The sequence below is a fragment of the Psychrobacter sp. ANT206 genome, from assembly GCF_056880555.1.
In genome coordinates, this window is the sequence record NZ_CP096271.1 from 1,502,971 (window position 1) to 1,529,873 (window position 26,903).

Consider the following 26,903-nt stretch of genomic DNA (forward strand, 5'->3'; position numbering starts at 1 on the left):
GCCCTCTACACAATCTGGCTATATTTTTCTTGATATATTTTTATGGTTATTATCGCGATAACTGCCATCATTGCTGAGAGAACAAACGGAGAGAGCAAACCAAACATCGGTACAAATAAAGTGACCGACAATCCTGCTAGCACGCCGCCCCATTTTGCTAGCGCATCATAGCGAGAGAATATTTTGCCGCTATGCTTAGACTGGTTGGTATCCGCCATTTGCGCATGCAGGCTTTGATAACACATAAACATGCCTACGCCAAATAGCATCCGCGCTAACCAAATCAAAGTAAGATAATCCGTTAAATGCAGCAAAACCGCACTTGCTAATACCGTAAAGCCAAGGCTTAAGGACGTTGCTGGCATACGATGACTGATGCGTCCATAGAGCAGCTGGCAGATCAGATATATGGCATGAGGCATGGCATATAACTGTCCTATTTCAGCGCTGCTAAGCCCAAAGCTTTTGGCAAATGGCAAAAAGTAGGGGAAAGTCGCTACCATACAAAAGGCTAAGAAAAACTGCAGCAATGATATAAACAGATAAGGATTGGCGAAAAAAGCTGTACCCGTTAGACTTTGTGCTGAGTCATGCGTCTCCTTTTTAGCGCCTTTGGCTTTGTTGCTGTTACCGTTATTATTTTTGGTTGTTGGAGGCGCTTTAGGCAATTGGACAGTATTGGCGGTGGTGCCGATATTGCCTGCTGTAATGACGTCTTTCTTTAGCAAAAAACTAAGTAGTAATGCTAAGAGTGGCAGGATGGCAAGCACGCGATACAAACTTAACACCTCGTAATGTTGTACCAAAAAACCCAGCCCAATCGGGGCGGAAATTAGGGCAAGTCGTGCTGAGAATTGAGTGAAATTCAACACCTGTTTTAAGGCGTTTTTATCAGTGATACTGGTGGCTAAATAGGCGTTTGAGGCAGCCATTGTCCCACCAAACAGCCCCTGAACGCTCAGCCCTATGACGAGCTGCCATAAAGACTGAGAAAAACCGCATATCAAAAACCCCACCGCCAAGCCAAGCTCCGCCCGCAACAAGGATGTTTTGCGACCATATGTATCGGCAAAACGTCCCCAGTATCTGGCAGCAATGGCAGTCATGAGGGTCGGTAATATAAACAGCAAACCAACCCAGCCTGATTGCAATGGCGCATTTAGCTCTTGGAGCATGATTGGTAAAAACAAAGGCATACCTAACGCAGAAAACGCGGACAGGTAGTGACAACATAGGACGATTGCCACCATAATTCGATAGCTCATTAGGAATCCTGTTTGTGTCGCTGCATAAGTTTTAAGGTATTGGGTGCTGATTTGCCATAGAACTTATTGATATCAGTCGCGCCAGACTGCTCTTTTGACAACAAGCTACCAGCAGACAATAAGTATTTGATATACCAGTGCTGGCTCTCTAATAAGACTTGCTTGGCAAGATGGATGTCGTAACCTTGCTTGGAGAGGCTGTGTAAGGTCGTATCAATACAGTCTATTAAGGTTTGATAGGCGTCATGACGGTTGATGATGTTATGGGCGCTCATCATCTCAATAATGGCAACGATGTTGAGCTGAAGCGTGATGGTCAAAAACATCTGCGCTAATGCCAACTCATCTTCAACGACAATACGTTGGTCTTTAATATCCTTGATGTCATTAATAGCACTGCTATTTATCACATCGCCTAAACTAACTTGTGCCATGCCAGCGTTAAATCGTGGTGGATAAAGGCGTGCAGAATCATTGTCTTTCATGAGCAAGGTCATCGTGCGGCTATGGTGATAAAAGACAATGACGGCATTTTGCTGATTGGCTTCTAACGCAATGCCATATTTGATCCATAAATTTAAATGAACATGGCATAACAGATGGATATACTCTTTTAACCAAAGCTTGCTATCACCGTCATAAAACTGTGCAATTAAGTGGCTGATAAAGGGGCGACCATCAGGCATGACGCTGCCAAATGCTGCCACTGGGACAGGGGTTTTATCCGTTAAATTGATATCATCATAGCGCCTCACAATAAAGGCGAGATTTTTATCGTCGCCCATATGACCACCTAGGCTTTCATCGCAATGGACGTAACACCCTTGCAGCGCGGCATCATTTTTTTCAATCAATTGTAAGGTTCGTTGAAACCAGTGACCATCATAAATGGTTGAAGGCTTAATTAAGCGCACGTTTTTATTGCCTAAGGTGCGGACGATGAGCGGTACTTTGATATGAATATTTGGGTCAGCACAGCACACTACCGTGCGCACAGATAAGGTTGGTTGTACGCTGAGCGCAGCCTTAGGTGCCAATATGATTTGAAAGGCATCGTTTTTGAGTGCATTTTTCTGAAGCAGCGGCAAGGTTAACGGATGTACTGGAAATAGGTGATGCGTCTGTTGGAGGTCCGGACTGAGACCGACGTCTGTAAAGCTTGGCCAAACATCAGGTAGCTTGGCGCTGACGGTGCTTAGTGCTTTAGAGATAGCAACCCAATATAGGCTAAAGGTTGGTGCAAACTCTGGACTATAGGCTGCGATATCAGATGCGTCCAGACCAAGCTTGGCTCGGGCAGTCGGATAATAAGGGTGATCCAAATACGAGGCGACTTGATCGGCGTATAACAAACGCTCAGACCAGCTTGGGTATCCATTAATATTGCGTTCAAGATGGCAGCGTTGAGACTCAAACCCTTGGCGCGCTAACGCTCGGTGTTCGGTGGCACAATCAAGCTCAAGCAGATAGCTGTCGAGCGCAGTCTCACAGGCATCTGGCAACTGTTTGAGAATGGCGACAAAATCCTGATAGTCATGCTTGATGAGGTAATCGCCTGAGTTTTTTTGAAGCCACATTGGGCTGGCAAGTTGCCAATATTGCATATAATCACTGGCTACAATCGGCAACCAGTTGGTTTGATTGTACGAGGTTATCTCTAGCCACAACTTCTGCTGTTTTAACACCTCTGGCAGATGAGGAATATCAAATTCTGTTTCGATAATCGTATGATCTGATAGCAAGCCATAGACATCTTCGCGGATACAGGTGTTAATAAAGCGTTCGGTAATATATTGTTTGTCCATTATAAGCTCTCAAAATATAACAAGTTAAAAACCAAAAGTTAAATCGGTAAAAGTGGGTCTAAAATTTTTATGATTCAAACTGCCATTGCAAACTTGCTATGGCATCGCTTAGTACGTCATTCATGGTGTTTGCGCAATCGGAATAAGCCAGTAGTCGGCTTAAATAGTCTTTATTAGAGTGGGTAATATGAATGGTTTGATGTTGTTTTTTTAGGGGCTGATGGATAATGGTCGTCTGCTGCATTTGCTTATTAAATGGGCTAGGTGCTATGCAAATGGTGCCAGATTGAGGTGCAACCATGTAATGAATGCGTGCATGCATACTGATGGCGAGTGACCCGAACTCGGCTTCTAACTCAGCAATGCTGACCCCTTGATGCAATCTAACAATGGTATCAAACCAAGGGTAGTGCGCCATATCATGTAATAAAAACTCTCTACCATCACCGATGCTGCGATAATTAATTTCAACCAAATGCACCTCGCCCGTTGGGGTAATAATAAACTCACTGTGACAGACGCCAAGCCCCACACCGATATCTTGCAGAATTGACAAACAGCGCTCACGGTACTGTACACATAAAGGCGTATTCCAAACCGCATCAAGCTCTACAAAATGTGGCGGTTCGGTCAATGTCACCTCAAAGCCGCCTACCGCCACCAAACGCTCACCATCTCCGAGTGTCTCTAACGTAATTAAGCGCCCAGCCACATAGGACTCAACCAAAATAGGCAGGGTTTTTGATTGCCAAAAACTTTGGCAATAACTTAGCAGCTCGTTTTTATTCATACAAAGCTGAACGTCCATGCTCGCGACGCCTTGCTTGGGTTTAGCGACCAGAGGAAAGTTGATGCTGAGGTTCTCAAGATGTAAATCTTTAGCGCTTAGCAGCTGATAGCCGGCTTGATATAAATGAGCAGAATGCAGCTGTTTTCTCATTAAGTACTTGTCTTTAAAAACCAAACAGTGACGCCAGTCTTTACTAGGCAAATGGAAAAATTCAGCGACGATGGCGGTTGCGGCTTGTAGATGGTCGCTATTACTAAAGACCAGATCGGGCAGGATATGATAATTATTTAAGGTATCAATGATCGCTAGAGGGTTAAACACATCGCATTCAAGGATGCTGATTTGCGCCCCTAAAGGCGTCGCTATTAACGCATCCATGTGTGCCTCTTTATCATCGGTTATGATAATCAATTGACTGTCAGGTGCGTGCCTCAATTTCAATAAGGCGGGGATGAAACCTTCAATAACTGCATCGTTGACCACATGAGTGATGAGAACCGTTGCATAGGACATAAAGTTTTCCTCTTATAATGAACTACCAGTAAAAACAAGCATGACAATATTTTTATGAGCGTAATGATAGTGATAATGAGAATCATTTACAAGTAAATTATGAAAATATTGTGCTATTAATAGCTGAAATCTACCAAAATTTTTTAAGAGAGGGGTTTGAGTGCGAAGGTAAGCAGTGAAAATTGATAAGAGAGACAAGTAGGTTACAATATATTTTGAAAATAAAAGCAAATCCATTTTAGATTTGCTTTTATCATTGCGAGGTATTTAAGAATTAGAGTTTATTAACCCTTAAAACTGATAGTTAAGACCTAACTTGTATGAACGTCCGGGCGCAGGATAGCGACCAACAGGACTGGTATCGATACCGCGGAAATAATACTGCTCATCAAATAAGTTATTAATCCCAAATTGAACAGACAGCTTTTCGTTTTTCGTGTCTTGCAATGTTTTTTGTAGACTCAAGTTCCATACTTGATAGGCAGGTGTCTCACCAATGCCGCCGTCTTTGCTTTCTGCTACCGTGTTGGCATTATCAGCATAAGCTTTGTCATAGTAAACGCCAGATAAAGTGGCGTTGTAATCTTGATGCTTATAACTGGCGTGCCAGCCTAACTGATGTGGCGAGCTGTATGGCAGCTGATTGCCTTCATCTGCCCCTTCTTTTAGCGTGGCATCAAGATAGTTGTAACTAAGACCTACATCTAGGTTTTTGAATGTTTTTGGGGTATAAGTAATCGCAGTTTCTAAACCTTGATGCAGGGTACGCCCGACATTATCAAAGCTTTGCTCTGCGCTGTTCCATTGCAGCTGATCTTTAAAATCTATGCGATACAATCCCAAATTAGCTTGCAGACTATCAGTGGTATAGCGTGTACCTATTTCATAATTCCACGCAAGCTCACTGCCTTCTTCACCGTTACCGCGAATATTGGCAATTTGCGGCGTTCTTAGCGATTTCTGCGCATTGGCATAAATCAGCCAAAGCTTGTCATCAGATTTGGTTAATGCATAAGACGTTGTCAGCCCAGGCAGCCATTCCGTAATGGTGTTATCTGTTTGCGTGTTATTACCAGCATCATTAAACGTCATTTTTGCGTTTTCATAACGAATACCGGGGGTAACTTTTAGGCGCTCATCCAGAAAGCTCATCTCATCGCTAACATAAGCGGCCCATGCATCCGTTTGTAGGTTCCAATCACGGGGCATGGTCGTCGTACCATCAGCAAGTTTGGTTTGCGTCAGTTTATAATCGATGTCTTCATTGACGTAGCGCACGCCACTGATGAGGTGGTGCTTGATATTTTTGCTATCACCAATCTTCATAGAAAACTTCGGCTCTATACCATAAACAGTAAACTCACGAGGGGAGGTACGCAGGCTGTCTGCTGCAATAGCAGGATCTGCCCAATGTACACCTTGTTTGTTCGCTTGTGAGTTAAATCCCCACTCAAAATTACGTGTGGCATGATGACCAAAAGTAGTGAGGTCTAATACTGCTTCATCACCGATATCCAAGTAGTTTTTGTACTTAGCATGCCAGCGCGTTGATTTACCTTGATAAGCTTCAAGTGGGCGTTGACTCTGTCCAACATCTTGCTCATAGGCAGCAGGCGAGAGCGCACCCGGCATTTCTGTATCAGCATCATAGTATTGCAAGAACCCTTCCAATTCTTGATTGTCATCAATATACCAAAGGGCTTTGGCTTGTAGGTTAGTAACTTCAGTGTCTGAGTGATCTCTAAAGCTGTCACCCTTAATACCGTTGGCTTCTAGCTGTATTCCGAAATCATCATTTAACCAGCGGCTGTGCCGCGCGTATAAGCTGGTCAATGGCTTACCATTTTGCTCAAAGACCGTTAAATTGGTACCAATTTCAGTTTGAGTCTCTTTCGCAATAGGTTTGGTGATGAGGTTTATCACACCGCCGACATTATTTGGACCATATTGGGTCGCAGCCCCGCCGCGTACGACATCGATGCGCTCAAGATTATCAAGGGTTGCTGGAAAGATAGACTGACCGGTATGACCATAAGGTGCCAAGGTTAAAGGAACGCCATCCATTAAAAACTGCGCCTGTCCACTACGGCTGGCATGTAGACCACGTATGGATATATTAGGTAATACACCAGTCCCCGTTTCATCGTCAATTTTGACACCTGGAATAAACTGTAATGCACCGTCAATTGAGTTACTCACGGTTTTCTTAATGAAATCGTTATCAATCACCGTACGATTACCGGCAAATGCTTTTACCTGATTAGCACTAGAATCACCTAACGTTTCTGCAGTGACAATGATTGGCGCTGCAGTAAAAGAAAGTACTTTTGTTTTTGCTTTATTATTAATCGAGCTAGTTGTAATGGAAGTGTCTGAGCGAGCCTCAACACTGGTTTTCTTACTAATGGGCGTCATCTCAGCGCTACTTTGTTGATAAATGCAAAACATAGCAAGACAAAGCGCAGAACGTTTAAAAATAATAACCATAACAATTCCAATTATTTAGCAGGTGTTTATGTCAGTCAAAGGTGAATAGTGTTACTAAAACGTTGCAATTATAAACAGTAATAGTTATCATTTGCAAAATTATTATCATTTATATGATTAAGTATTCATAAATCCTGCTCAATAATTATTGAGACTAAGCCACTGACAACCTCGCTCATTCCTTAACACATCTATGGATCTAATTATGTCTCACCATCAACCTAAACCCTTAGTGACTGCGGTCCGTGCTCAATTATTCCTAGCCATGATGACGGCTGGTCTAACCATGGTGGTGAGTCAACAGGTTGCTGCTCAAGAGACAGCTATACAGCCATTAACAACACTGCCATCGACGACGCTAGCGCCGATTGTGGTCACGGCTAAAACTTATGAAGGTTATGCTGCTTATGCCCCAACGTCAGGGACCAAGACACAGACCGAGTGGTTAGATGTGCCGCAGTCAGTATCGGTAGTGACTAAAACGGAGCTAGAGGATAGAGGCGCGGTGCGCGTGATGGATGCTATGAAAGGCGTCGCCGGTTTGAATAACACGCTTGGCGAAGGTAGCCGAGACGAGTTTGTGCTGCGTGGATTCAATGGTTTAAACGATGTCTATAGCGATGGTATGCGTGATGATGGCAAATTGCAGTCCTATCGCAGCCTCGCCAATGTAGAGCGCGTAGAGGTGGTAAAAGGTCCAGCGGGCGCGCTGTATGGGCGTGGTAGTGCGGGCGGCATTATCAACCTCGTCAGTAAAAAAGCAGAAGGCGATGACTTTGATAAGGTGCAAGCACAAGTGGGTAGCGATGGCTTAGCCGTGGCGCGCGTCGATAGCTCGCATAAATTATCAGATACCGTAAATGCCCGTATCAATGCCGAGTATCGCCGTAGTGACTCCTATGTCGATCATGTCGATTCAAATGATGTCTTTATCGCACCGACAGTTCGCTGGCAGCCGACTGACCAACAAACGCTTGATTTCTCGCTTGATTTTATGCGTCAGCACCTAGTGCCTTATCGCGGTGTTCCGTCCAAAGATGGCAAGCCTGTTGATGTACCTCCTAATACCTTTTATGGCGGCACCAATGATTACCAAGATTCAGACACTTGGCATGCCAATGTCAATCATGAGTTTGATATCAATGATGATCTTAAATGGACCAATCGAGCTTCATACAGCCACATTGCTTTAGAGCAAAAAGGCACCCGTCAGTCATCTGCTGATGTGGTCAATGATAAGGTTGAACGTACTGTCAATAATTTTGGTTATGATCCACGCACCAGCAAAACCTTACAGTCTGAGCTTGCTTGGAATCTTGATAATCATGAGCTGCTATTTGGTGCCGATTATAATGACATTGATATCGATTTGACCCTTGCGACTGACAAAAATGTACCACCCACATCTGCAACTAACCCGAGCGCTGGTCCAACGCCTAACCCAGGTTTCCCCGCATTTCGTAAAAATAGCACCCAAAGCATCGGTGTCTTTGCCCAAGATGTTTATCACATTGGCGACTGGTCACTTATCGGCAACGTCCGCTATGACAATATGCGCCTGAGTCAAAACGCTAATGGTAAGGACAGTGAGCTTAACGACGACAAATTCAGCTACCGAACAGGCGTCGTCTATAAGTTTAACGATGCCACCTCCGCTTATGCCACTGTAGCGCGTTCATGGCAGCTGCCTTATTCTGGAACGTTTATCAATCCAAAATTGGGTGCACTTTATCAGACCGACCTAAAAGAAATTGGGGTGAAAACGTATTTAAATAATGACGATATTATGCTGAATGCTTCTCTCTATCGCATTGATAAAGAAGACCCAAAAACCAATGACAATCGCGAAGTGACGGATAAAGATGAGTTTCGTCATCAAGGTCTAGAGTTAGAAGCTCGAGGTAAGCTAAGTGATAATTGGGATGTGTCGGCAGGCTATAGTTATCTTGATGCTGAAGATAAAAAAACGGGTCTGACGCCAAACGACGTACCGAACCAAACGTTCTCGTTATGGACCGCTTATCAACCTGCTGATCAATGGCGAATTGGTGGCGGTGTGAATTATATCAGTGACCGCTACGCTGGAGACGCAGAGGCAGTCGAGCTAGCTGGCTATACGACCGTAGATTTAATGACTGCCTACAGCACAGGCAAACATAATCTGCAATTGAATCTAAATAACGCTCTGGATAAAGAATATGCGCTTGGGGCTACCAATGGCACGTCGGGCAAAAACCAAATTGGTCTTGGTGCGCCTAGAACGTGGCTATTAACCTATAACTACGAATTTTAACGAGTGCGTCTTAACGCCAAAATTTCATGTCCCTAGCGCCCAACCCATTGAATGATATTAAGAAAAGCTATTTATGAATCAACGTCCAAAGCTCACGCTTATTTTACCCTTGCTGGTCATCGTATTGATTGTGGTTGGCGGTATTGTTTTTATTATCAATCAAAAAAACAATGTTACGGCAACGCCATCATTGAATGCTGATAATGGCGTATCGGCAGCAGCAGTTAAGTCAAATGACAAAAATAACGTTCTTCTGCTAACCGATGAAGAAATTAAAGCGCGTTTGCCCAATTTGAGCGACTATCCGCGGGATCCAAAGCGTATCGTAGTTTTGGAATACTCATTTTTAGGGGATGCTTTAGCGCTAGGACTCAATCCGGTTGGTATCGCCGATGATAATAAACCTGACAGTATTATTCCTGAATTTAATCAACAGCTATCTGGCTATACCTCGGTCGGTTCACGTTATCAGCCAAGTCTTGAAGCCATCGCTGATTTAAAACCCGACCTTATCATTGCCGATGACGAGCGTCATACGGTCATCGCCGATGAGCTTAATCGCATTGCACCGTCGGTCGTGCTTAAAAGTCGCGGTGAAAGTTATGTAGAGAATATACAGACGGCGCAATTGGTCGGGCATATCGTACATCAAGATCAAAAAATGTCGCAGGTTATCAATACTCATCTAAAAAAGATGGCAAGTTTAAAGTCGCAATTGGCGACAACTCCACTTGCTAACCACAGCGTGCAGTTTGCTATTATCAGTGATAAAGGCATGTGGCTGCATGGTCCAAGCTCGTACGCCGGTAGTTTACTCAATCATCTAAATATCAAAAGTCCGATTCCTGAGCAAACAGGTGAGGCGTATATCGCAACCAGTTTGGAGCAATTATTAGCGGCTAATCCTGATTGGCTATTAATTGGACGTTATAACGATCACACCATTTATGATGAATGGAAGTCCTCACCATTATTTAATCAGCTAACGGCGGTTAAAAACAATCAGGTCATCGAAGTTGATCCCAATTATTGGGCGCTCAATCGCAGTATGCAATCCGCTGAACATATGACAGCTGAGCTGCTTGAGATTGCTAAGCAAAAAGGCAAAAAAAGTCCAAGTCCTTCTTTAAAAGAGTCAAATTAATGAGACATTGCACTACTGTCTTTTTAAAGCAAGGCAGATTTTATGGTTGAACCACAACTGAGCTGCTCATCTTCTATATCCTTAAAACCCCATATTGCAAAGCGTCCGATGATACGGGCGTTATTGTGGTGTGGGTTATTAGTCATTTTACTGATTGGCTGCTGGCAAGGGTTAACGGCATATTCAAAATTTGCCCTGTCGTTGACGGATTTATTTTCCTTATTGACGCAGCAAAATGGTCAAGCGTCGCTAACCGCACAATTATTAATAGAGATTCGCCTGCCGCGCGTGCTCGTGGCGATTATAGTGGGTGCAAATTTGGCAGTAGCGGGGCTGCTAATGCAGGTGATGACGCGTAATTCTCTTGCATCTCCTGCGGTATTGGGTATCAATGCAGGGGCAGCGTGTGTGGTTGCCTTATCCTCTATTGGGTTAGGGGTTGCCTTTTTAACCTCTACCTTTTTACAAGCGATGGTCGGCGCAGTACTTTCTTGTGCCCTCGTTGCAGGATTGGCAGGTTATTTTTCTGGTCGTCCGGTGCATCCTGTTCGTCTGATTCTATCGGGCGTTGCCATCAATGCGCTGCTGGTCGGTCTGACGCGAGCGGCGCTGATTACTACGGATGAGCAAGCTTATGGGGTACTGTATTGGCTAGCTGGCTCTATTGCCAATACGCGCTGGCAGTCCATTCCCATGCTAGCGGCTATATCGCTGCTGACCTTAGGTTATGGCTGGTGGTTATCACCTAAATTAAATGTCTTGGTATTGGGTGATGAGGTAGCAAGTAGCCTTGGGGTGAACTTGCGGGCATTACAGTGGTCGTGTGGGGCATTGATTACGATATTGACGGCGATCAGTGTGGCGGTCGCCGGTCCTGTTGCCTTTGTCGGTTTGATTATCCCCCATGTTGCCAAGCGCCTGTTAAAGCAGGTATCGAATATGGCTTATGAGCAGATTTTGCCATTGTCTATGCTGCTTGGCAGTATATTGATGGTGTGGGCGGATGTCTTGTCACGGGCGGTTGCGTATCCAGCAGAGACACCAGTGGGCTTGCTAACGGCACTTATTGGGACACCTGTTTTTATTGCGCTGGCGTGTAGAAGACGACTCGATAGCTGATCGATAGCTAATACAAGCAAGTTTGAAATACTTTATAAATGACTGTCGAATATAAGTGACTGTTCAATGTGAAAGTCGGTTATATATGTTTTTATGGCTTATCAAGACCGCTAAGTTTGTATGCATGTTAATCAAAGGCGACTCAAAATCCTATCCAGCAACAAAAGTAAGCAACGAATGACGATACAAACTAAAGCTTCTTCATCGCACTCAAACTCACTATTTGGTCATAAGTCTGCAAGTAGGGCGGTGGTACTGATTATTCTGATGCTATTCATCCTTAGTGTGAGCAGCATCTTTTTTGGTGCCAGTGAATTAACGCTAGCGCAAATCTGGCAGCATTTACAGCAAGGATTTGGCGGCGACAAAGACTTTATTGTGTGGCAGCACCGATTGCCGCGCACGCTATTATCAATTTTAGTGGGGGCAAGTCTTGGTCTATCAGGATCATTAGTACAAGGGGTCATTCGTAACCCGCTGGCATCCCCTGATTTGATGGGTATCAGTGCTGGCGCAGGGTTCTGCGCGACTTTGCTATTGGTTATGCTTCCTGCGGCACCAACGTGGTGGCTATCTGTCGCAGCTTTACTTGGCGGATTATTGGCCTTTTGTATTATCATACTATTGGCACAGATATCACAGCCTACACCCGCACGCTTAGCACTGATTGGCGTCGCCATTAGTGCCTTTTTAGCCAGTGGGATTAATTTTCTATTGGTCATTTATCCAGTTGAAATTAACACCGCGATGATTTGGTTGACCGGTAGTTTATGGGGTCGCAGCTGGCAACATATTCCCATGCTAACGATAATATTTGCCGTACTGATGGCAGTTAGTATGTATTTAGCGTGGCGCTTGGATGTGCTAGGACTTGGTGAGGAGACAGCCTATCATCTTGGTGTGTCAGTCAAACCATTAGAATTTACCACATTATTTATCGCAGTGGTGATTGCAAGCTTGGCGGTGTCGGTGGCAGGGACAGTCAGTTTTATTGGTTTACTCGCGCCGCATATCGCACGATTGCTCTTTGGGCATCAGCACCGTATCTTGTTGCCAGCGTCAGCGCTGATAGGCGCGATCATTTTAGTCACCGCAGATGTATTGGCACGCAGTTTATTTGCGCCAATTGAGTTACCAGCTGGCGTCTTGACCTCAGTGATCGGTGCGCCTTATTTTATCTTTTTGCTATCGCGCTATAAGGGGTGGTGATGCTATCAGTGAATGAACTACAGCTTGGCTATCATGGCGGACAGACAGTTATCAAAAACTTGTCCCTTGAGTTGCCAGAAAATAAAGTCATTGGACTCATTGGTCCAAATGGTTGCGGAAAATCGACACTATTAAAAGGCTTGTGCCGGCTGATTCAACCTCAATCGGGCAGAATCCTACTTAGACAACAAGATATGGCGCAATTGAATAATCGGCAGATTGCTCGCCAGATATCGGTATTGCCACAAGTACAGACCAATCCTGAAGGCTTGACTGTCAGACAGTTGGTCGAGTATGGCAGAACGCCCTATGTCTCACATTGGGGTAAGCTGAGCGCGGCAGACAACCAGATAGTAGATAGCGTCATACATGAGATGTCTATTCAATCTCTAGCTGAGACATCACTTGAAGCCTTATCTGGCGGTCAACAGCAGCGCGCTTGGCTCGCGATGGTTTTAGCGCAGGATACGGATATTATCATGCTAGATGAACCAACTACCTATCTAGATATCTCTTACCAAATAGAGCTGATGCGACTCATTCGGGAATTAAAAGACAAAGGCAAAAGCATTATAGTTGTGCTCCATGACCTTAACCAAGCAGCGAGATATTGTGATTTATTGGTGGTGCTAAAGTCGGGCGAACTGCAAATGATGGGCACCCCTTGTGAGGTGATGACGGAGGGGATGCTTGCTGACATATTTGACGTGCAAGCCAAAGTGGTTACAGACCCTGTAGCAGGTTCACCCATGTGTGTGTATTTATAGCATGCCTGCGCCGCTATCTTTCATCAGCTGAGTACCAGTACATTTACAGCTGGCAGCAGGACTTAGAGTTTAAAACAACCAGACACAAAGCACCGACCAAAATGCCTAATTAAGCCTCACAAATCGATGTCGAATAGTATCCTGACGATTATATGTAGGAGCATGCAAATCGCTTAGGTTGTAGTTAACTATAGTTTTTGCTTATTTCACATACACAAATTGATCATTAAGAATTCTGATAAACGAACAGCAATATTGTTTATCAGAATTAGTATAATGTTTGACTGAAACTTAACCTGCTTTAATAATTGCCTAAAGCCGCTCTTAATCTATCTTCAACATCGATTTCGCCACAGCTTCGGCCACTTTAATGCCATCAATCCCTGCTGATAATATGCCACCTGCGTAGCCAGCGCCTTCGCCTGCAGGGAATAAGCCTTTGGTATTAATGCTTTGGAATTCTTTATTGCGTTTAATGCTAATTGGTGACGATGTTCTGGTTTCTACGCCAGTTAGTAGACCGTCGTCAGATGAAAATCCTTGGATTTTTTTATTAAACGCTGGAATGGCTTCACGTATGGCCTCCACGGCAAAATCAGGTAATGCTTTGCTTAAGTCGGTTAAGGTAATGCCCGGTGTGTAAGAGGGGTTTACATCCCCTAATTCTGAATTTGGTTTGCCTTTTAAGAAATCGCCAATGGTTTGCGCTGGTGCGTTGTAGTCTTTGCCGCCTAATTCAAACGCTAAGGTTTCTAGTTGTCTTTGTAAATCGATACCAGCAAGAGGGTGGTTTGGGTAATCTCGCTCTGGGTCGATGCCGACAACAATAGCACTGTTGGCGTTACGCTCGTTCCTTGAATATTGGCTCATGCCGTTAGTGACAACACGGCCTTCTTCTGATGCTGCAGCAACAACGGTTCCGCCCGGACACATACAGAAGCTATAAACAGAACGACCATTTTTACAATGATGAACCAGTTTGTAATCCGCAGCACCAAGTATCTCGTTTCCAGCATTGTCACCAAAGCGTGCTTGGTCGATGGTTGACTGTTTATGTTCAATCCTAAAGCCAATCGAGAAAGGTTTTGCTTCAACATACACGCCTTTATCATGGATCATTTGGAAGGTATCGCGGGCACTGTGACCAACAGCAAGAACAACATGGTTGGTTTTTAAGGTTTCGCCGTTGTTTAAGGTAACACCAGTGATTTGCTCGTCTTTAATATGAATGTCGTCTACGCGAGTAGCAAAACGAATTTCGCCACCAAGCGCTATGATCTCGGCACGCATTTTTTCTACCATAGTGACCAACTTATAAGTACCTATGTGCGGTTTACTGACAAATAAAATCTCCTCTGGTGCGCCAGCTTTTACAAATTCAGTCATTACTTTACGACCATAATGATTTGGATCTTTCACTTGGCTATATAATTTACCGTCAGAAAAGGTACCCGCTCCGCCTTCACCGAATTGTACGTTTGATTCTGTGTTTAATTTACGCTGACGCCAAAAGCCAAAGGTGTCTTTGGTGCGTTGTCTTACTTCATTACCGCGTTCAATAATAATAGGTTTGAAACCCATTTGAGCAAGGGTGAGTCCGGCTAACAAACCACAAGGTCCAAAACCAATAACGACAGGACGCTCAGTTAAATCTTTTGGCGCTTCACCTACATATTTATAACTGGTGTCTGGTGTTGCTTTAACATGGTTGTCTGACTCAAATTGAACCAATAAATCATGTGTTAAATCCGAGTCGGTCAGTGTGATGTCTAGTGTATAAATTAATTGGATATTTCTTTTATTACGAGCATCATAACCACGTTTAAACATCACAAATGAAGTCATTTGCTCAGCAGAAATTTTAAGTTTTGTCGTTATAGCAGTCGTTAAATCTTCAGGTGCATGATTTAATGGCAATTTAATTTCAGTTAAACGTATCATTGGTTACTCATAAACTCGTGTAGAAAACAGTCTCGCATTTTACTGGTACTGATACAAATAAGCGAATAAATATTTTACTTACGCAGGGTAAATTTACGGATTTGTATTGTAGTTTGAAAATGATCCGCCATCTTGAATTATAAATGATAATTTTTATGGCGTTCAACGTTGATGATAACTGCATTAAATGCAAATACACGGACTGTGTTGCAGTATGTCCCGTGGATGCATTTTTGAAGGTCTTAACTTTTTAGCGATAGATCCTAATGGTTGCATAGATTGCAGCTTGTGTGATCCTGAATGCCCAGCCAATGCTATTACACTAGTATCGAAACCAAGATTTTAGAAAAGACCTATCGCAAAGCCATCTGCTAAAATAAATATCCATTCAGACGTTATATAAGATATAGATTTTTGCCATCACCATAGAGTGTAACTTTTTTGGATATTGAGTGTTTTTCGGTATAGGTTAATACCGTTTATGATACCGTTATTTTCACCGTGTACAAGTGGTAGATACCGTTATTAATCGGTGACTACCGTATATTAAACAATAAAAAACCCTTGCAGCGCGTGGCTTACAAAGGTTTATCTTGTTATATCGTTATGTTTGTTGGTGCGCCCACCAAGACTCGAACTTGGATCGATCGCTTAGGAGGCAACTGCTCTATCCTGTTGAGCTATAGGCGCATAATAGAGTGCTATTGTAGAAAAAAGCACTTATAAAATCAATTAATACCGAGTAAGTAGAGGGTTTTGTATTTATTTAGCAATACTGATAGCGTCAGCGACATCTACTGTCAACTCACCTGTTGCTTTTTTGCCTTGCGTATTTGACTTAAACAGGTTTGCCATATCATTTTGATAGCCATCGATATTTTCATAATCGTGTCTACTTAATATATCTTGCCCTGTACTTGAGAGTAAAAAGTTTCGAAAGTTAAGTGCAATAGGATTTTGAGTTAAGATGACACCGTCTACTTTTTTCTTGTCTTTTAAGGCATAACTAAACGATACAAGACTTCGAGTGTTTGTATTATCAGCTTCACCTTTAGCAGCGATTTCATCAGCATTACTATCTGCATCGATAGTATCTTCTACCATGCCATTTTTTGCCTTGCTCTGGTTTTGTTTATCTTGTGCTATTTTTAATTTTTCTTGTAATGGTGCTAAGCGCGCTGCCGATAAAGTGCCATCAGCAATAATGATATCGGTATCAACAATAAATAAAGACGGCTCATTATCGGCTACTTTATTATCCGATAGCGTCAAAAGTGCAACAGAGGCGACATAACTTGTCATGATTTCTACATTGGGATAACGAGATTGAAAACTTGAAATCACAGCATCTAAAGGCGCTTGTAGTTTTTCTTCTGCTTGTATGTGCAAAGTGCTCTTGGCAACCGTCTCTCCATCTTCTTCTGCTGAAGCAGTTGATCCACTATCATTTGACATAATAGGCAATGGATCCATGTTTTTACGATTGCTGGTCCATAACCAAGTAAAGATGGCGATAAAAATAATCAGCAGCAGTAAAATGAGCCCAGCCAGTAGCAGCTTGTAGTCTTTCATATAGTACCGATCTTCTTATTGTTGGTTTAAATGTGGTTTAGAGCGGTTGATGCAGCACTTCATCTGCTAAATCCGCCAGCATATCCGAAAAAACATCAGTTATCTCTTGTGTAATAGCTATGGCTTCTTGTTCTGGGTTTTTATGAGCAGTGGTATTATTGCTACTTGCCAGAGCAGAGAGGTAGTTTGAAGGGGAAGAGGGTTGATTGTCAATCATTTTTGTGGAGGCTTGATGCGCCGCCAATGGTGATTGTCCTACACTTAGTTTGTCTTTAAGCCATTCAAAGCCGTGAGTTTCCCACCATGCCTCGAAGCGTGATAAGGTGCTTCCACGTACTGCCATAGGTAGGTTTAGCGTTCGTAATTTTTGTGCCAAAATAGGGTCGCTTATGGCTTGCTGAATACTCAGATAGAGTCCACGACTGTCATCCTTATATGGCTGTCTGTTTTGCCAAGATTGATCATCTATTTTCATACGTGGCAATTGCCAAAGCTCACCGCGGTAGTATACGACATATAAACGTCGTTTAGGATGAATGAAAATGGCATCAATGGGACGCAAGGGCATAGTATTAAATTGTCTCATCACTAAGAATTGAGGTAAAACGCAGCGACATCTATTGTCGCAGTGTGTTTTCATCGGTGGTTTATATGCTAGTAAACGTTGACGAACAATGGCAAACTAATAGCCAGATTACTATTCGCCTTACAAGAGAGTCTGTAAGCGGATATACATGAGTGTTTACCAATGCAGTTTGATTTAACAGCGTCATGCTAGCAGAAATGTCATCCATTGACGACTGCTAAACATGGATTGACAAGTATCGCCGCCTACAGCGTTGTTATTACACTCAAAATTTTACTATGAATGTTTGCGTGCTATCTCGATCATATATTCTTTATCAATCCCTTTATTCTCCTGCTACTTCAATCAGACTATCCTCTATGTTTACCATTATACAATCCCATCGTACCGAAAATCTTGTTGATCAGCTTCTTGTGCAATATCAGTCCAAAAGTCAGCCTGTTTTCGAGCCTTTTATTGTCATTGTGCCTTCAATGGTATTGGGTGATTGGTTGGATAAAACCATTGCCAGCCGTGCTGGTATTAGTACCTTAGTGCGTACTAAGTTTTGGGGTCAATATCAGTGGACACTTATGCAGGATGTATTAACCCGCCATAATGCATATCTGTTAGAGCGGGACCCTGATACAGCAACCTTGAATGTTCCTGAAGTGGCAGTATTGTCACCAACGGTCATGCAATGGCGATTGTTTGGGTATCTGACTTACTACCAAGAGTCGATTATTAAAGATGAAAAACATCCGGTGAATCCGCTGCTGGCGTCTTTGATTGATGAGCCACAAGAAGGGGTTGAGCAAGACAATGTACGACAAGATAAGTCGCAGCAAGATGCGCGTATTTGGCAGCTGTCAAATGATCTGGCGAGGGTGTTTAATCGCTATTTGACCCATCGTGAGGATTGGTTGGCATTATGGTCGCATAATAAACCGCTGAATGTGAATGAGTTGATAGCGGATAAAGATGCCTTGTCACTGCGCTTTGATAAGTATGCGCGTGGCACGCCTGAGTGGTTAGTGGAGCATTATGTTGAGTTAGAAGTTGCTCAACGCTTCTTATGGTCGCATTTATTTGCGGATGTGCATCAGCATCGTGTTGTATTGGAAGAGGTGTTTTGGCAAGCACTAAAGTCAAATAAGGCTGGCGAGCAAAGTCAGTTACCCAAAGTGCTGCGTATCTTTACCATCCAGCAACTACCACAGACCGAGCTAGATTTCCTACAGCGCCTGTCGCAATACATGAATATCACGCTATTGCATTACAATCCATCAAAGCTGTTTTGGGCAGATATCGTCGATAAATCATGGTTACAGCGTCAGCAGATTATCAATCCTGAAAGCGTGTTTCTGCGTGATTACGGCCACAGTTTGCTATCACGTTTGGGTAAGCAATCGCGTGATGCGTTTGCGATGCTTGCTAACTTGTCTGGTAATGAGCAGTACGACGATGCACTGGTTGAATGGCAAGATAATTTTGATGATACGCTGAGCATTGGTTCTAATCATGGGGTTGCTGCTGAGTATATCGATGATGCTAGTAGCGCTCAGAATAGTCCAAGTTTGTTAAGGCGTTTACAGAACGATGTGCTGATGCTTGATGAGCAATCGACCCAGCAAGCAACGGCCGCTACAGTCTCGCAAGCGGTAAGTAAGCAACTAGAGCCGAGCTTTGATGAAGCTAAGCCAGCAACGGCTTGGTATGAAGATGAAGCGTTAGAGAATAAGCGCTTTGAGATAGACCGTTTTTGGGCAATCTCTTCGCAAGATAATAGCCTAAGCATTCATTCGTGTCATAGTTTACAGCGTCAGCTTGAGGTGTTGCGTATCATGATTGGCCGTTGGTTGAACGAACCTATCAAACTAGGCGAAAAGAAACGCCATATCTCTGACATTGTTGTGCTACTACCCGATGTTGAACGTCATTATGCATTGATTGGCTCTATCTTCGTCAATGGTAAAGGTCAGGATGGTTTGACCTTGCCTGCCAAAGTGACTGGTGTTGTTGATGCAGATATTCGTCAGTTATGGGAAGCCATTATTGGTTTTTACAAACTATTAGGTAGCCATAGCGCTCGTTTTGAAGCGGCTGAAGTCTTAGACTGGTTGATGTTGCCTCCTTTATTTGAAAGCTTTGGGCTGACTCATGAGCAAATGAGCCGTGGCTGTGACTTATTGGTAGAGGCAGGCTTTATTCGCGGTTTCGACGAGCTGCATCTTAAGCAAACATTGGACAGTAATGATTACGACTATCGCTTTAGCTTTGCGCAAGCGTTAGACAGATTGACCCTAGGTCTGGTCATGCCAGAGGCTGAGTTGAGCGACTGCTTGTATCCTTTAGATGAAAATGAATGGCCAAGCACTGCATTACCAGAAATGACCTTGCCGCTACCACAAGTCAGCTTAAATGATGCGCTGATCGTTGAAGCGCTTTGCCGCATTTATACCGGCTTGGTCGCACGACGTGATGATCATACACAAAAAATGAAAGCGGAAGATTGGCTCGATCAGATTGAGACACAAGTTATCCATCGCTACTTTGGCGACGTGGATCAAACGCGTACCATGCGCGCCATTTACAACGCGATGAATGGCTTTAAGTCAAGTCTGCGAGCCAATCGTCACTATAGGCAGTACGCTAGTGGTGATATCGACAACAGAGAAGTAGAGCAGAGGCTGGCAGGTGTGGAGCAGTTGCCGCTCAAGCTAAGCTTTATGCTAGACAGTATCGAAAACGAGCTTGAAAGTCAGCAGGTCAGTGCGGAGCCGACGGGGGTGATTACCTTTGGTCGATTTGGTGCACTAAGAAACGTGCCATTTGAATTGGTGGTGATGCTCAATATGGATCTCTCTGAGTTTCCTGGGCGTGATCGTGACAACCGCTATGATTTGATGAAAGCGACCAATGCCCGCCGTGGTGACAGAGTCAGTGAAGATGATGACAACGGCGCATTTTTAGATGCGCTACTGTGTGCGCGCAGTGCATGTTGGATGTTCTATAACGGTCAAAGCTTGACGGACACCCATGAGCATCTACCAGCCAACCCAGTGAGTGAGCTATTACAGTTCTTGCAAGGCGAGGTGCAATGGCAGGTGAACTCGCTTGAAATGTTGCCTGAGAATATTGATCCCACTACCGAGAGTCTCAAGCGTTACTTACCTAAATTAATTAAGCAGTGGCTAGTAACTGAGCATCCTGCACTGCCTTTCCATGAGAGCCTGTTTGAGACAGAAATTGAAGGCGCTGATGTTTTTGAGCAAGTGCCTCCTGATATTGATGACAATGCTAATGCCAACATTACTACCAATGCTCAGGATTCCAGCCCTGTCGATATGATTGATGAGCTAGATGCTTTATTAAATACTGCCATGCGCAAAACCAAACTGGCTCAGAAAAAACAGTTTCCGCCTGCGCCGCTTTGGCAAGCGGTGTTTGACACATTGAAAGGGCGAGTGTCTAGTGAGCCTATGCAACTGGTCGGCTTACCCACAAAGTCACAGTATGAATCAATCGCTCAGGTGCTTGGTCAAGGCTTGGGTCAGCTAGGTCAAGTAGATAACCAAACTTTGTCTGCATTGGTTGAACTGTTGGCGCTAGATACAGCTGTTGATGTTAGCGATGTCGGTAGCATGACGGAAGCGCTCATCCAAGTGTTATCTGATAGCGTATTTAACATCGGAGAGATTGATATTGAAGGAGTGTTGGCTTACCAAGTACGCCATCCTGCCAAAGCGTTCTTACGGTCTCAAAAGGTGCATGTGGTACAAGGTGAAGAAGCACTGTCGCAGCAAGAGCCGCTATTTCTAAACAGTTTAACTACCTATCAAATCAAAGACCATTTGATTAAGCAATTGGTCGCCGATGAGACTAAGGCCAATAGCGGTGATACAACTGCTGAAACCACTACGCCAATCCTGATGTATCAAAAAATTATGCCAGCTGGTGTCGCTCGCCAAACTACATTACCCAATCAACAAAAGAAACTGCAACAGCAATGCTTGGAATTCAAAGAGCAATTAATGGCTAATGGCTTTGATGAGAGCAGTATTCTCAACGAGAGTGGAGCAGATGTCGCTACAGTATTACAGCTACTGACGCCAACTGCCGAGCATCCTGTTCAGGTGGAGCTAAAAAATATACTGAGTAGCATGGATAATGAGTCAAGCAATCAGACAAATATAGAGGGTATAGAGACACTGCTTAAGCTGTTGCCAAAATCCATTAAGATCAAAGGCTCAGTACCTATATTAGCACCCATATCAATTATTCAGGCGGGCGTGCCTTATGCTCAGCAATCACCCAAGCAATGGTTAAATATACTGCCCAATTCTGCCAGTCCTAGGCATTTACTCAAATTTTGGTTGTCGCATTTGTATTGGCAAGTTGCCAGACGCACCACTGCCGAGCAAGCGGCTTTAAACGATGGCATGAGTATTTGGCGCTTTAATAAGTCCAACTTGCAAGTTGGTAACTATAAAGATGTAATCGCATTTAAGTTAAGTCCGATTATGTATGAAGACGCAGTCATTGAGTTGATAAAATGGGCTGTTTTTGGCAAGTTAACGGGTCAAATACCTATTACGTTACTACCAGAATATGCACTGAATTACCTTGATAAGTGCGCAAAAGTCGAAAAGGGTGTTATCTATTGGCCGAAGCGATCAGATTTCAAAGGTTGGTTAAGATCTGATGATCACCTAGACACGGTATACGATACTTGTTCGCAGCATGCCATTTGGCAATACGTACTGCGTGACCAAGATGCGTTTAAGGCTTTGTCAGCAGCGTTGACTACATTAGCTCAGCCACTGTATGAGCCGATGTTTAATGCGTTAACTAACTTAGATGGTTAGCTCATTATCTAAAGCAGCCCCTAATTAATTTTTGCTATTTTGTTCTAATAAATAATAATTAAAAGTATGCGCCCATATGACAGACTTTACCGACCCAGCTAATACCATTGACTTGTCTACACAACCGAATTTATTCGATGAATACTCAGATGAGCTGCCTTGTTTGTCTGCTATACCTGAACGTAAAGCCGATGTCATACCAGCAGTCGATGTTGACCTAACGGGCAAGCACCTAATTGAAGCTTCAGCTGGTACAGGCAAGACTTGGACACTCACAGGCATTATGCTACGACTGCTCATTGAAGCGCGCCGTGCGCCAGAGCAGATCATTGCCACTACCTTTACTCGAGCCGCTGCCGCTGAGATGCGTCAGCGTATTCATGATCGTTTGGTAGATTTTTATCAATTATTGCAGTGGGTCAATAGTTTAAGTGCTGACACCAGTAATAAGGAGGCTTTGTATCCTGAGGTGCTACAGGTAACACCTGAAAGTAATAAGGATAAACAAGCAGGTAAAGGTTCAAGCGTTGATTCAAATGCTGGGACAGGGACGGATGAGTTCAATCAAGACATTGCTGCTGATAAGCAAGCGGCGGCTGAGAAACGTAAACAAGTAAAAAAAGATCGTGAAAACTGGCTGGTTAATCAGGCTAAATATGCACGCTTAGACGCCGTTATGGACGATCCTATTAATCTGCATTTGACTGGGTTTTTACTTGATCACGTCCACAGCTATCCAATGGCGGAGGCCATTCGACGCACTGCGCTAGTACTAACCACGTTGGATAAGCTGTTTGTAGGCACACTCGACAGTTTGGCGCAAAAGTGGTTGATTGAATACAGTAGCGAGACCGGTCATCAGCAAGGTATGGCTATTATTGAAGACAGCAGTATTGAGCAGGTTACTGACAGCATTATTCATGATGAGCTGAGGCAGTTCCAAAGCAGACTGTATCACGAGGAGCCTAAACTATATGCGCTAATGGATCAGCAAGGCAAGCTGACTGCGGTTAGTGATCATAAAAAATATGTGACTCGTTCGCTTAACTTTATTTCAGCGCCGATTGATGAGATAAAGCTGGAACAAGGTTTTGACTTTGGCTTGTATGAGCGACTACTTAATGAGTTTGCTCAGTTAGATTTAGTAGATATTCAGCCGTATTTAAATCCCGATTATAGAAAGTCTCAAGGGTTTAATGGTGCTTCTAATTTATTCAAACAGTTTGATGCCATTATTGAGGTGCATCAAAAGATAGCTGAATATCAGCTAGCATTTACTAGCTATTTAAATGAGTGTGAGGATAAGATTTTAACATCATTGCAGGATTCGAGATATCCCAACGAAGATGGCAAAATTAAGAACTTTAATAAAAATAAAGAAAAACAGCATGAAGCTTTTTTCGAGCTAGAAACCATCAGTAAGTTAATGGATCTCTTGGATATGGCTGATGGACTAAATCAGCATATTTTGTTGGTATTGGCCAACCTTAATCGCCACATAGTACTCGCTGTGCGTGACAGATTGCCGGTCATTTTAGAAGAGCGCGGTGAGACGACCTTTAGTTTACAGATGGTGCGCTTAAATCAAGCGTTAACGGGTCGACAAGGAGAGAAGCTGGCACGTTATATTCGTCACCATTATCCGGTTGCTCTGATTGATGAGTCGCAAGATATCAATGGTGAGCAAGCCATTATGATTGAAAGTATCTATCTACCGAAAAGAAAACCTAAACAGTCCGTTAGTGATAAAACCAGTCATGAGTTTCTGTTATTAGTGGGTGATCCAAAGCAGGCCATTTACGGGTTTCGTGGCGGTGATGTGGCCAACTACAACTATATGAAAGCGCAGTTTGACCAGAGTGCGCTCTGGACGCTCGATATTAACCGCCGCTCAAATGCTGGTGTGATTGATGCACTCAATTGTTGGTTTGGCATGCCAACGATAACGACTGATGAGAATAAATTAGCACAGCTAGGTAGCAGTATTTATTATCAGCATATCAAAGCTGCAAAGCCAGAAAACCAACTGTCTTGGTTTAATGAGCCAACTACTCAAAACAGTACTTTAGTGACAGAAGTGCTTTCTGCTCAACCAGTGAGCTTGTTGCATCTACCTTATGATAAAGATAAAGAGCTTGAGTATGATGAGTTTGAAATCACCGCGCGTCATATTGCGACCTTGCTCAGTAGTGATCAGACCTTAAAAAGCAAACCGATTCAGCCTAGTGATATCGGTGTGCTGGCACGTACCAAAAAAGACTTAAAACGGGTTGAGGATGAGCTGGTTAAGCTTAATGTACCGACCTTGACTACTAGTGATGTCAGTATCTTTGAAACCATCATGGCGGAAGATGTGGCAGCATTGCTGAGTGCCATGCTATATCCATATCGTCATGACATGATCAATCGGGTGCTGACTAGCCATCTGTATGGCCTGAGTATCAAAGAAGTCAAAGCCATGATGACTGACCATGAGTCAGGAGTAACAGAGGGTAGTCACTTAAGTAGCGCTAGTACGAAAGCAGTTAACAATAAAAAAAGCTATCAAGATTTTATTACTTACCTAAAACAAGCGGCTCAAAACTGGCAGCACTTTGGTGTTTTGTCAGCATTACATTACTTATTAGATAAAAACCCCGTGCAGCCGCAAGGCGTTTGGCAAGCTCTGGCAACTCATCCAGAAGGTGATCGTCACATTATGGATTTGCGTCATATGATGGATGTCTTGGCGCAGTATGGTATCGGCATGGGTGAGCACGAACTATTGGCTTGGTTTAGACAAAATATAGATGCTGCTCCCAATAGCGACTGGGCTAAGCAATACCCGCTACCGACAGAGTCTGGCGTGCAGCTTATGACCATCCACAAGTCCAAAGGGCTTGAGTTTCCCATTGTCTATGTATTGGGCATGGGCGATGCTAGTCGGAAGGCGGGCAATAATGAAAAGTTTGGGCTGTATCTATACAACGCCCAGCAAGCTCCTTCGGTTTTAATGCAGCAATCAGCAGAGAATCAATCAACAGGTAACCAGCGCCGCTTCTCACCCGTAAGAGGCTCTGCCACCACAGAAGATTGTTATACCGAAATCGAGACGAAAGAAGGCTTTGATGAGCTGCGACGGCTTGGCTATGTGGCATTTACGCGTGCCAGCGAGCAGCTTTATATAGTGTTAAAAGAGGCCTATAGAAATACCGATTGTGACTTAAGACCAGTGTGCCATTGGTTTGACTCCGAGGATGCCAAGTTTGAGCTACCTGATAGACTCAAAGGTACCATAGGCATGCTCAGAGGTCATAAGGTTAATGAGTTCTATGACAATAATTACGCAAACAAAGCTGCTAATTCAACAGGTATAAATGACAGTGCTCAACTGGCTACTACCAAATCAAATGCTCATAAGCCTACGACAGAAGCTATTGAGTACGCGCCCTTTGCTGAGGTGATGAAAACCAATTATTTTTATGGTTGGGCAAAGACCAGCTTTACCGCTCTGGCGCGTCAGCTAGATGAGTCTACACAAGCAATGGCGATAGTGGATGAGCGTATTGATGATGCGATAGACATTGATATGACAGAGTCTTCTGTTTCAGACCTTTCTTCACTGAATAGCAAAGAGTCTCTCGAACAAGACGATGAACTAAGCCTCAAGTTAGAAGATGATATCCGCTTTACCTTTGTAAAAGGTGCCAATGCCGGTACGTTTTTGCATGAGATATTTGAACAAATTGATTTCATTAATAAAGCCCAGTGGCCTCAGGTTATTGATAGAGCCGTTAGTAGCTATCAGTTACCGCTGATATATAGCAGTCCTGAACAGCAGAGCCGCAGATCCCAAGGCAAAAAACAAAGAGATAGCGATGGGTTTAATCTTGAGTCAATAGATACAACGAAGCACGAGGCGTTAATTAATTGGATTGAAGAGGTACTGCATGCGCCACTGTTGGCTTCTAATCAACCCTTGATATCTCTTAATAAAGGTAAGCGATTTGCTGAGTTAGAGTTCAATATGGGGTTGTCAGAGAACTTCAAAGCCCAGGATATCAGTAGGCTTTTTCAACAGTATTTACCTGATGAAATAGATAAGCATGTCACTCTAGTTCCGCAAAACAAAGCACATCTATATCGTTATCTGCGTGGTGAGATTGACTTAGTGTATGAGCATGCTGGCAAGTATTATGTGGTCGATTATAAGAGCAACTTTTTAGGAAATAGCCTAAGCGATTATAATAAAAATACGCTAAAGCAAGCAATGTCTAAGGCGGGGTATTGGCTACAAGCAGCGATTTATCAAGTGGCTTTACATCGGTTCCTTGCGATGAGAATCAGTGATTATGCAGGTAATGAAGATAAGTATCTTGGCGCTGTTGAATATGTCTTTCTACGGGGAGTGTATGATTCAAATTCTCAAATAGCTGATGATCTATTGCAAGATGTTAAAGAGGCTGATAATAGCCACTCAATGCCCAATGACCGCTATGGATTAGTCACGTGGGATATTCCAATTGAGTTCATTAAGGCTCTAGATGCATTATTTGGCCTGCCAGATTAGTGGGCCGTAAATAGCT

Annotated in this window: 14 protein-coding genes, 1 tRNA gene and 1 pseudogene; 8 read left to right on the top strand and 8 right to left on the bottom strand. The window is 43.5% G+C overall.

Annotation, left to right across the window (positions count from 1 at the left end; genetic code table 11):
- Nucleotides 1-5: 5 nt before the first annotated feature.
- The 4 genes from M0221_RS06315 to M0221_RS06330 form a co-directional block, all read right to left on the bottom strand.
- On the bottom strand, nucleotides 6-1,265 hold the full coding sequence (locus tag M0221_RS06315; RefSeq protein ID WP_483283277.1) for an MFS transporter: 1,260 nt from the start codon (nucleotides 1,263-1,265) through the stop codon (nucleotides 6-8).
- Nucleotides 1,265-3,070 carry an IucA/IucC family protein gene (locus M0221_RS06320; protein WP_483283278.1) on the bottom strand — a complete coding sequence of 602 codons (1,806 nt, stop codon included), beginning with the start codon at nucleotides 3,068-3,070 and terminating at the stop codon, nucleotides 1,265-1,267. Before M0221_RS06320 ends, M0221_RS06315 begins: the two co-directional genes overlap by 1 nt.
- Before the next feature lie 67 nt (nucleotides 3,071-3,137).
- Complete coding sequence (locus M0221_RS06325) at nucleotides 3,138-4,373, bottom strand: ATP-grasp domain-containing protein (RefSeq protein WP_483283279.1); 1,236 nt, start codon at nucleotides 4,371-4,373, stop codon at nucleotides 3,138-3,140.
- A gap of 291 nt (nucleotides 4,374-4,664) precedes the next feature.
- Nucleotides 4,665-6,860, bottom strand: coding sequence for a TonB-dependent receptor family protein (locus M0221_RS06330; RefSeq protein WP_483283280.1), 2,196 nt, complete (start codon nucleotides 6,858-6,860; stop codon nucleotides 4,665-4,667).
- A gap of 205 nt (nucleotides 6,861-7,065) precedes the next feature.
- Here M0221_RS06330 and M0221_RS06335 point away from each other — a divergent pair, with 205 nt between their 5' ends.
- The 5 genes from M0221_RS06335 to fecE all read left to right on the top strand — a co-directional run bounded on the left by M0221_RS06335 (nucleotide 7,066) and on the right by fecE (nucleotide 13,392).
- Entirely contained in the window at nucleotides 7,066-9,153 is a 2,088-nt protein-coding gene (locus M0221_RS06335; protein ID WP_483283281.1) for a TonB-dependent receptor, read from the top strand.
- A 73-nt stretch (nucleotides 9,154-9,226) separates the two neighbouring features.
- Nucleotides 9,227-10,297 (top strand): ABC transporter substrate-binding protein, encoded by a 1,071-nt coding sequence (locus M0221_RS06340; RefSeq protein ID WP_483283282.1) that lies wholly within the window; start codon nucleotides 9,227-9,229, stop codon nucleotides 10,295-10,297.
- A 42-nt stretch (nucleotides 10,298-10,339) separates the two neighbouring features.
- Nucleotides 10,340-11,416, top strand: a complete 1,077-nt coding sequence (locus tag M0221_RS06345; protein ID WP_483283283.1) for a FecCD family ABC transporter permease — start codon at nucleotides 10,340-10,342, stop codon at nucleotides 11,414-11,416.
- A 177-nt stretch (nucleotides 11,417-11,593) separates the two neighbouring features.
- Nucleotides 11,594-12,625 carry a FecCD family ABC transporter permease gene (locus tag M0221_RS06350; RefSeq protein WP_483283284.1) on the top strand — a complete coding sequence of 344 codons (1,032 nt, stop codon included), beginning with the start codon at nucleotides 11,594-11,596 and terminating at the stop codon, nucleotides 12,623-12,625.
- Entirely contained in the window at nucleotides 12,625-13,392 is a 768-nt protein-coding gene (fecE, locus tag M0221_RS06355; RefSeq protein WP_483283285.1) for a Fe(3+) dicitrate ABC transporter ATP-binding protein FecE, read from the top strand. The genes M0221_RS06350 and fecE overlap by 1 nt, the downstream gene beginning before the upstream one ends.
- Before the next feature lie 324 nt (nucleotides 13,393-13,716).
- Here fecE and M0221_RS06360 read toward each other — a convergent pair whose 3' ends face one another.
- A complete protein-coding gene (locus tag M0221_RS06360) occupies nucleotides 13,717-15,333 on the bottom strand; it encodes an NAD(P)/FAD-dependent oxidoreductase (protein ID WP_483283286.1) in 1,617 nt (538 codons plus the stop codon).
- Nucleotides 15,334-15,488: 155 nt separating this feature from the next.
- Between M0221_RS06360 and M0221_RS06365 the strand changes: the two are divergent.
- Nucleotides 15,489-15,652 (top strand): annotated as a pseudogene (locus M0221_RS06365) (ferredoxin family protein); the annotation flags it as partial.
- Nucleotides 15,653-15,947: 295 nt separating this feature from the next.
- Here M0221_RS06365 and M0221_RS06370 read toward each other — a convergent pair.
- The 3 genes from M0221_RS06370 to M0221_RS06380 all read right to left on the bottom strand — a co-directional run bounded on the left by M0221_RS06370 (nucleotide 15,948) and on the right by M0221_RS06380 (nucleotide 17,473).
- Nucleotides 15,948-16,023: transfer RNA gene (locus M0221_RS06370), tRNA-Arg, on the bottom strand.
- A 72-nt stretch (nucleotides 16,024-16,095) separates the two neighbouring features.
- Nucleotides 16,096-16,905 carry a hypothetical protein gene (locus tag M0221_RS06375; RefSeq protein ID WP_483283287.1) on the bottom strand — a complete coding sequence of 270 codons (810 nt, stop codon included), beginning with the start codon at nucleotides 16,903-16,905 and terminating at the stop codon, nucleotides 16,096-16,098.
- Between the two features lie 37 nt (nucleotides 16,906-16,942).
- The gene (locus M0221_RS06380) at nucleotides 16,943-17,473 is read right to left on the bottom strand and encodes a hypothetical protein (RefSeq protein ID WP_133104335.1); all 531 of its coding nucleotides are present in this window, start codon (nucleotides 17,471-17,473) and stop codon (nucleotides 16,943-16,945) included.
- Nucleotides 17,474-17,850: 377 nt separating this feature from the next.
- On the opposite strand from M0221_RS06380, the gene M0221_RS06385 reads away from it, so the two are divergent.
- Together M0221_RS06385 and M0221_RS06390 are read left to right on the top strand one after the other, a co-directional pair.
- Nucleotides 17,851-22,338 carry an exodeoxyribonuclease V subunit gamma gene (locus M0221_RS06385; protein ID WP_483283288.1) on the top strand — a complete coding sequence of 1,496 codons (4,488 nt, stop codon included), beginning with the start codon at nucleotides 17,851-17,853 and terminating at the stop codon, nucleotides 22,336-22,338.
- Nucleotides 22,339-22,414: 76 nt separating this feature from the next.
- The gene (locus M0221_RS06390; RefSeq protein ID WP_483283289.1) at nucleotides 22,415-26,887 is read left to right on the top strand and encodes a UvrD-helicase domain-containing protein; all 4,473 of its coding nucleotides are present in this window, start codon (nucleotides 22,415-22,417) and stop codon (nucleotides 26,885-26,887) included.
- Nucleotides 26,888-26,903 lie beyond the last annotated feature (16 nt).

Excerpts from the sequence above, each read along its gene's own strand:
- M0221_RS06315 (WP_483283277.1), bottom strand. The coding sequence starts at position 1,265 with ATGAGCTATCGAATTATGGTGGCAATCGTCCTATGTTGTCACTACCTG.
- M0221_RS06345 (WP_483283283.1), top strand. The coding sequence starts at position 10,340 with ATGGTTGAACCACAACTGAGCTGCTCATCTTCTATATCCTTAAAACCC.
- M0221_RS06330 (WP_483283280.1), bottom strand. The coding sequence starts at position 6,860 with ATGGTTATTATTTTTAAACGTTCTGCGCTTTGTCTTGCTATGTTTTGC.
- M0221_RS06340 (WP_483283282.1), top strand. The coding sequence starts at position 9,227 with ATGAATCAACGTCCAAAGCTCACGCTTATTTTACCCTTGCTGGTCATC.
- M0221_RS06375 (WP_483283287.1), bottom strand. The coding sequence starts at position 16,905 with ATGAAAGACTACAAGCTGCTACTGGCTGGGCTCATTTTACTGCTGCTG.
- M0221_RS06380 (WP_133104335.1), bottom strand. The coding sequence starts at position 17,473 with ATGCCCTTGCGTCCCATTGATGCCATTTTCATTCATCCTAAACGACGT.
- M0221_RS06325 (WP_483283279.1), bottom strand. The coding sequence starts at position 4,373 with ATGTCCTATGCAACGGTTCTCATCACTCATGTGGTCAACGATGCAGTT.
- M0221_RS06335 (WP_483283281.1), top strand. The coding sequence starts at position 7,066 with ATGTCTCACCATCAACCTAAACCCTTAGTGACTGCGGTCCGTGCTCAA.
- M0221_RS06320 (WP_483283278.1), bottom strand. The coding sequence starts at position 3,070 with ATGGACAAACAATATATTACCGAACGCTTTATTAACACCTGTATCCGC.
- M0221_RS06360 (WP_483283286.1), bottom strand. The coding sequence starts at position 15,333 with ATGATACGTTTAACTGAAATTAAATTGCCATTAAATCATGCACCTGAA.
- fecE (WP_483283285.1), top strand. The coding sequence starts at position 12,625 with ATGCTATCAGTGAATGAACTACAGCTTGGCTATCATGGCGGACAGACA.
- M0221_RS06350 (WP_483283284.1), top strand. The coding sequence starts at position 11,594 with ATGACGATACAAACTAAAGCTTCTTCATCGCACTCAAACTCACTATTT.
- M0221_RS06390 (WP_483283289.1), top strand. The coding sequence starts at position 22,415 with ATGACAGACTTTACCGACCCAGCTAATACCATTGACTTGTCTACACAA.
- M0221_RS06385 (WP_483283288.1), top strand. The coding sequence starts at position 17,851 with ATGTTTACCATTATACAATCCCATCGTACCGAAAATCTTGTTGATCAG.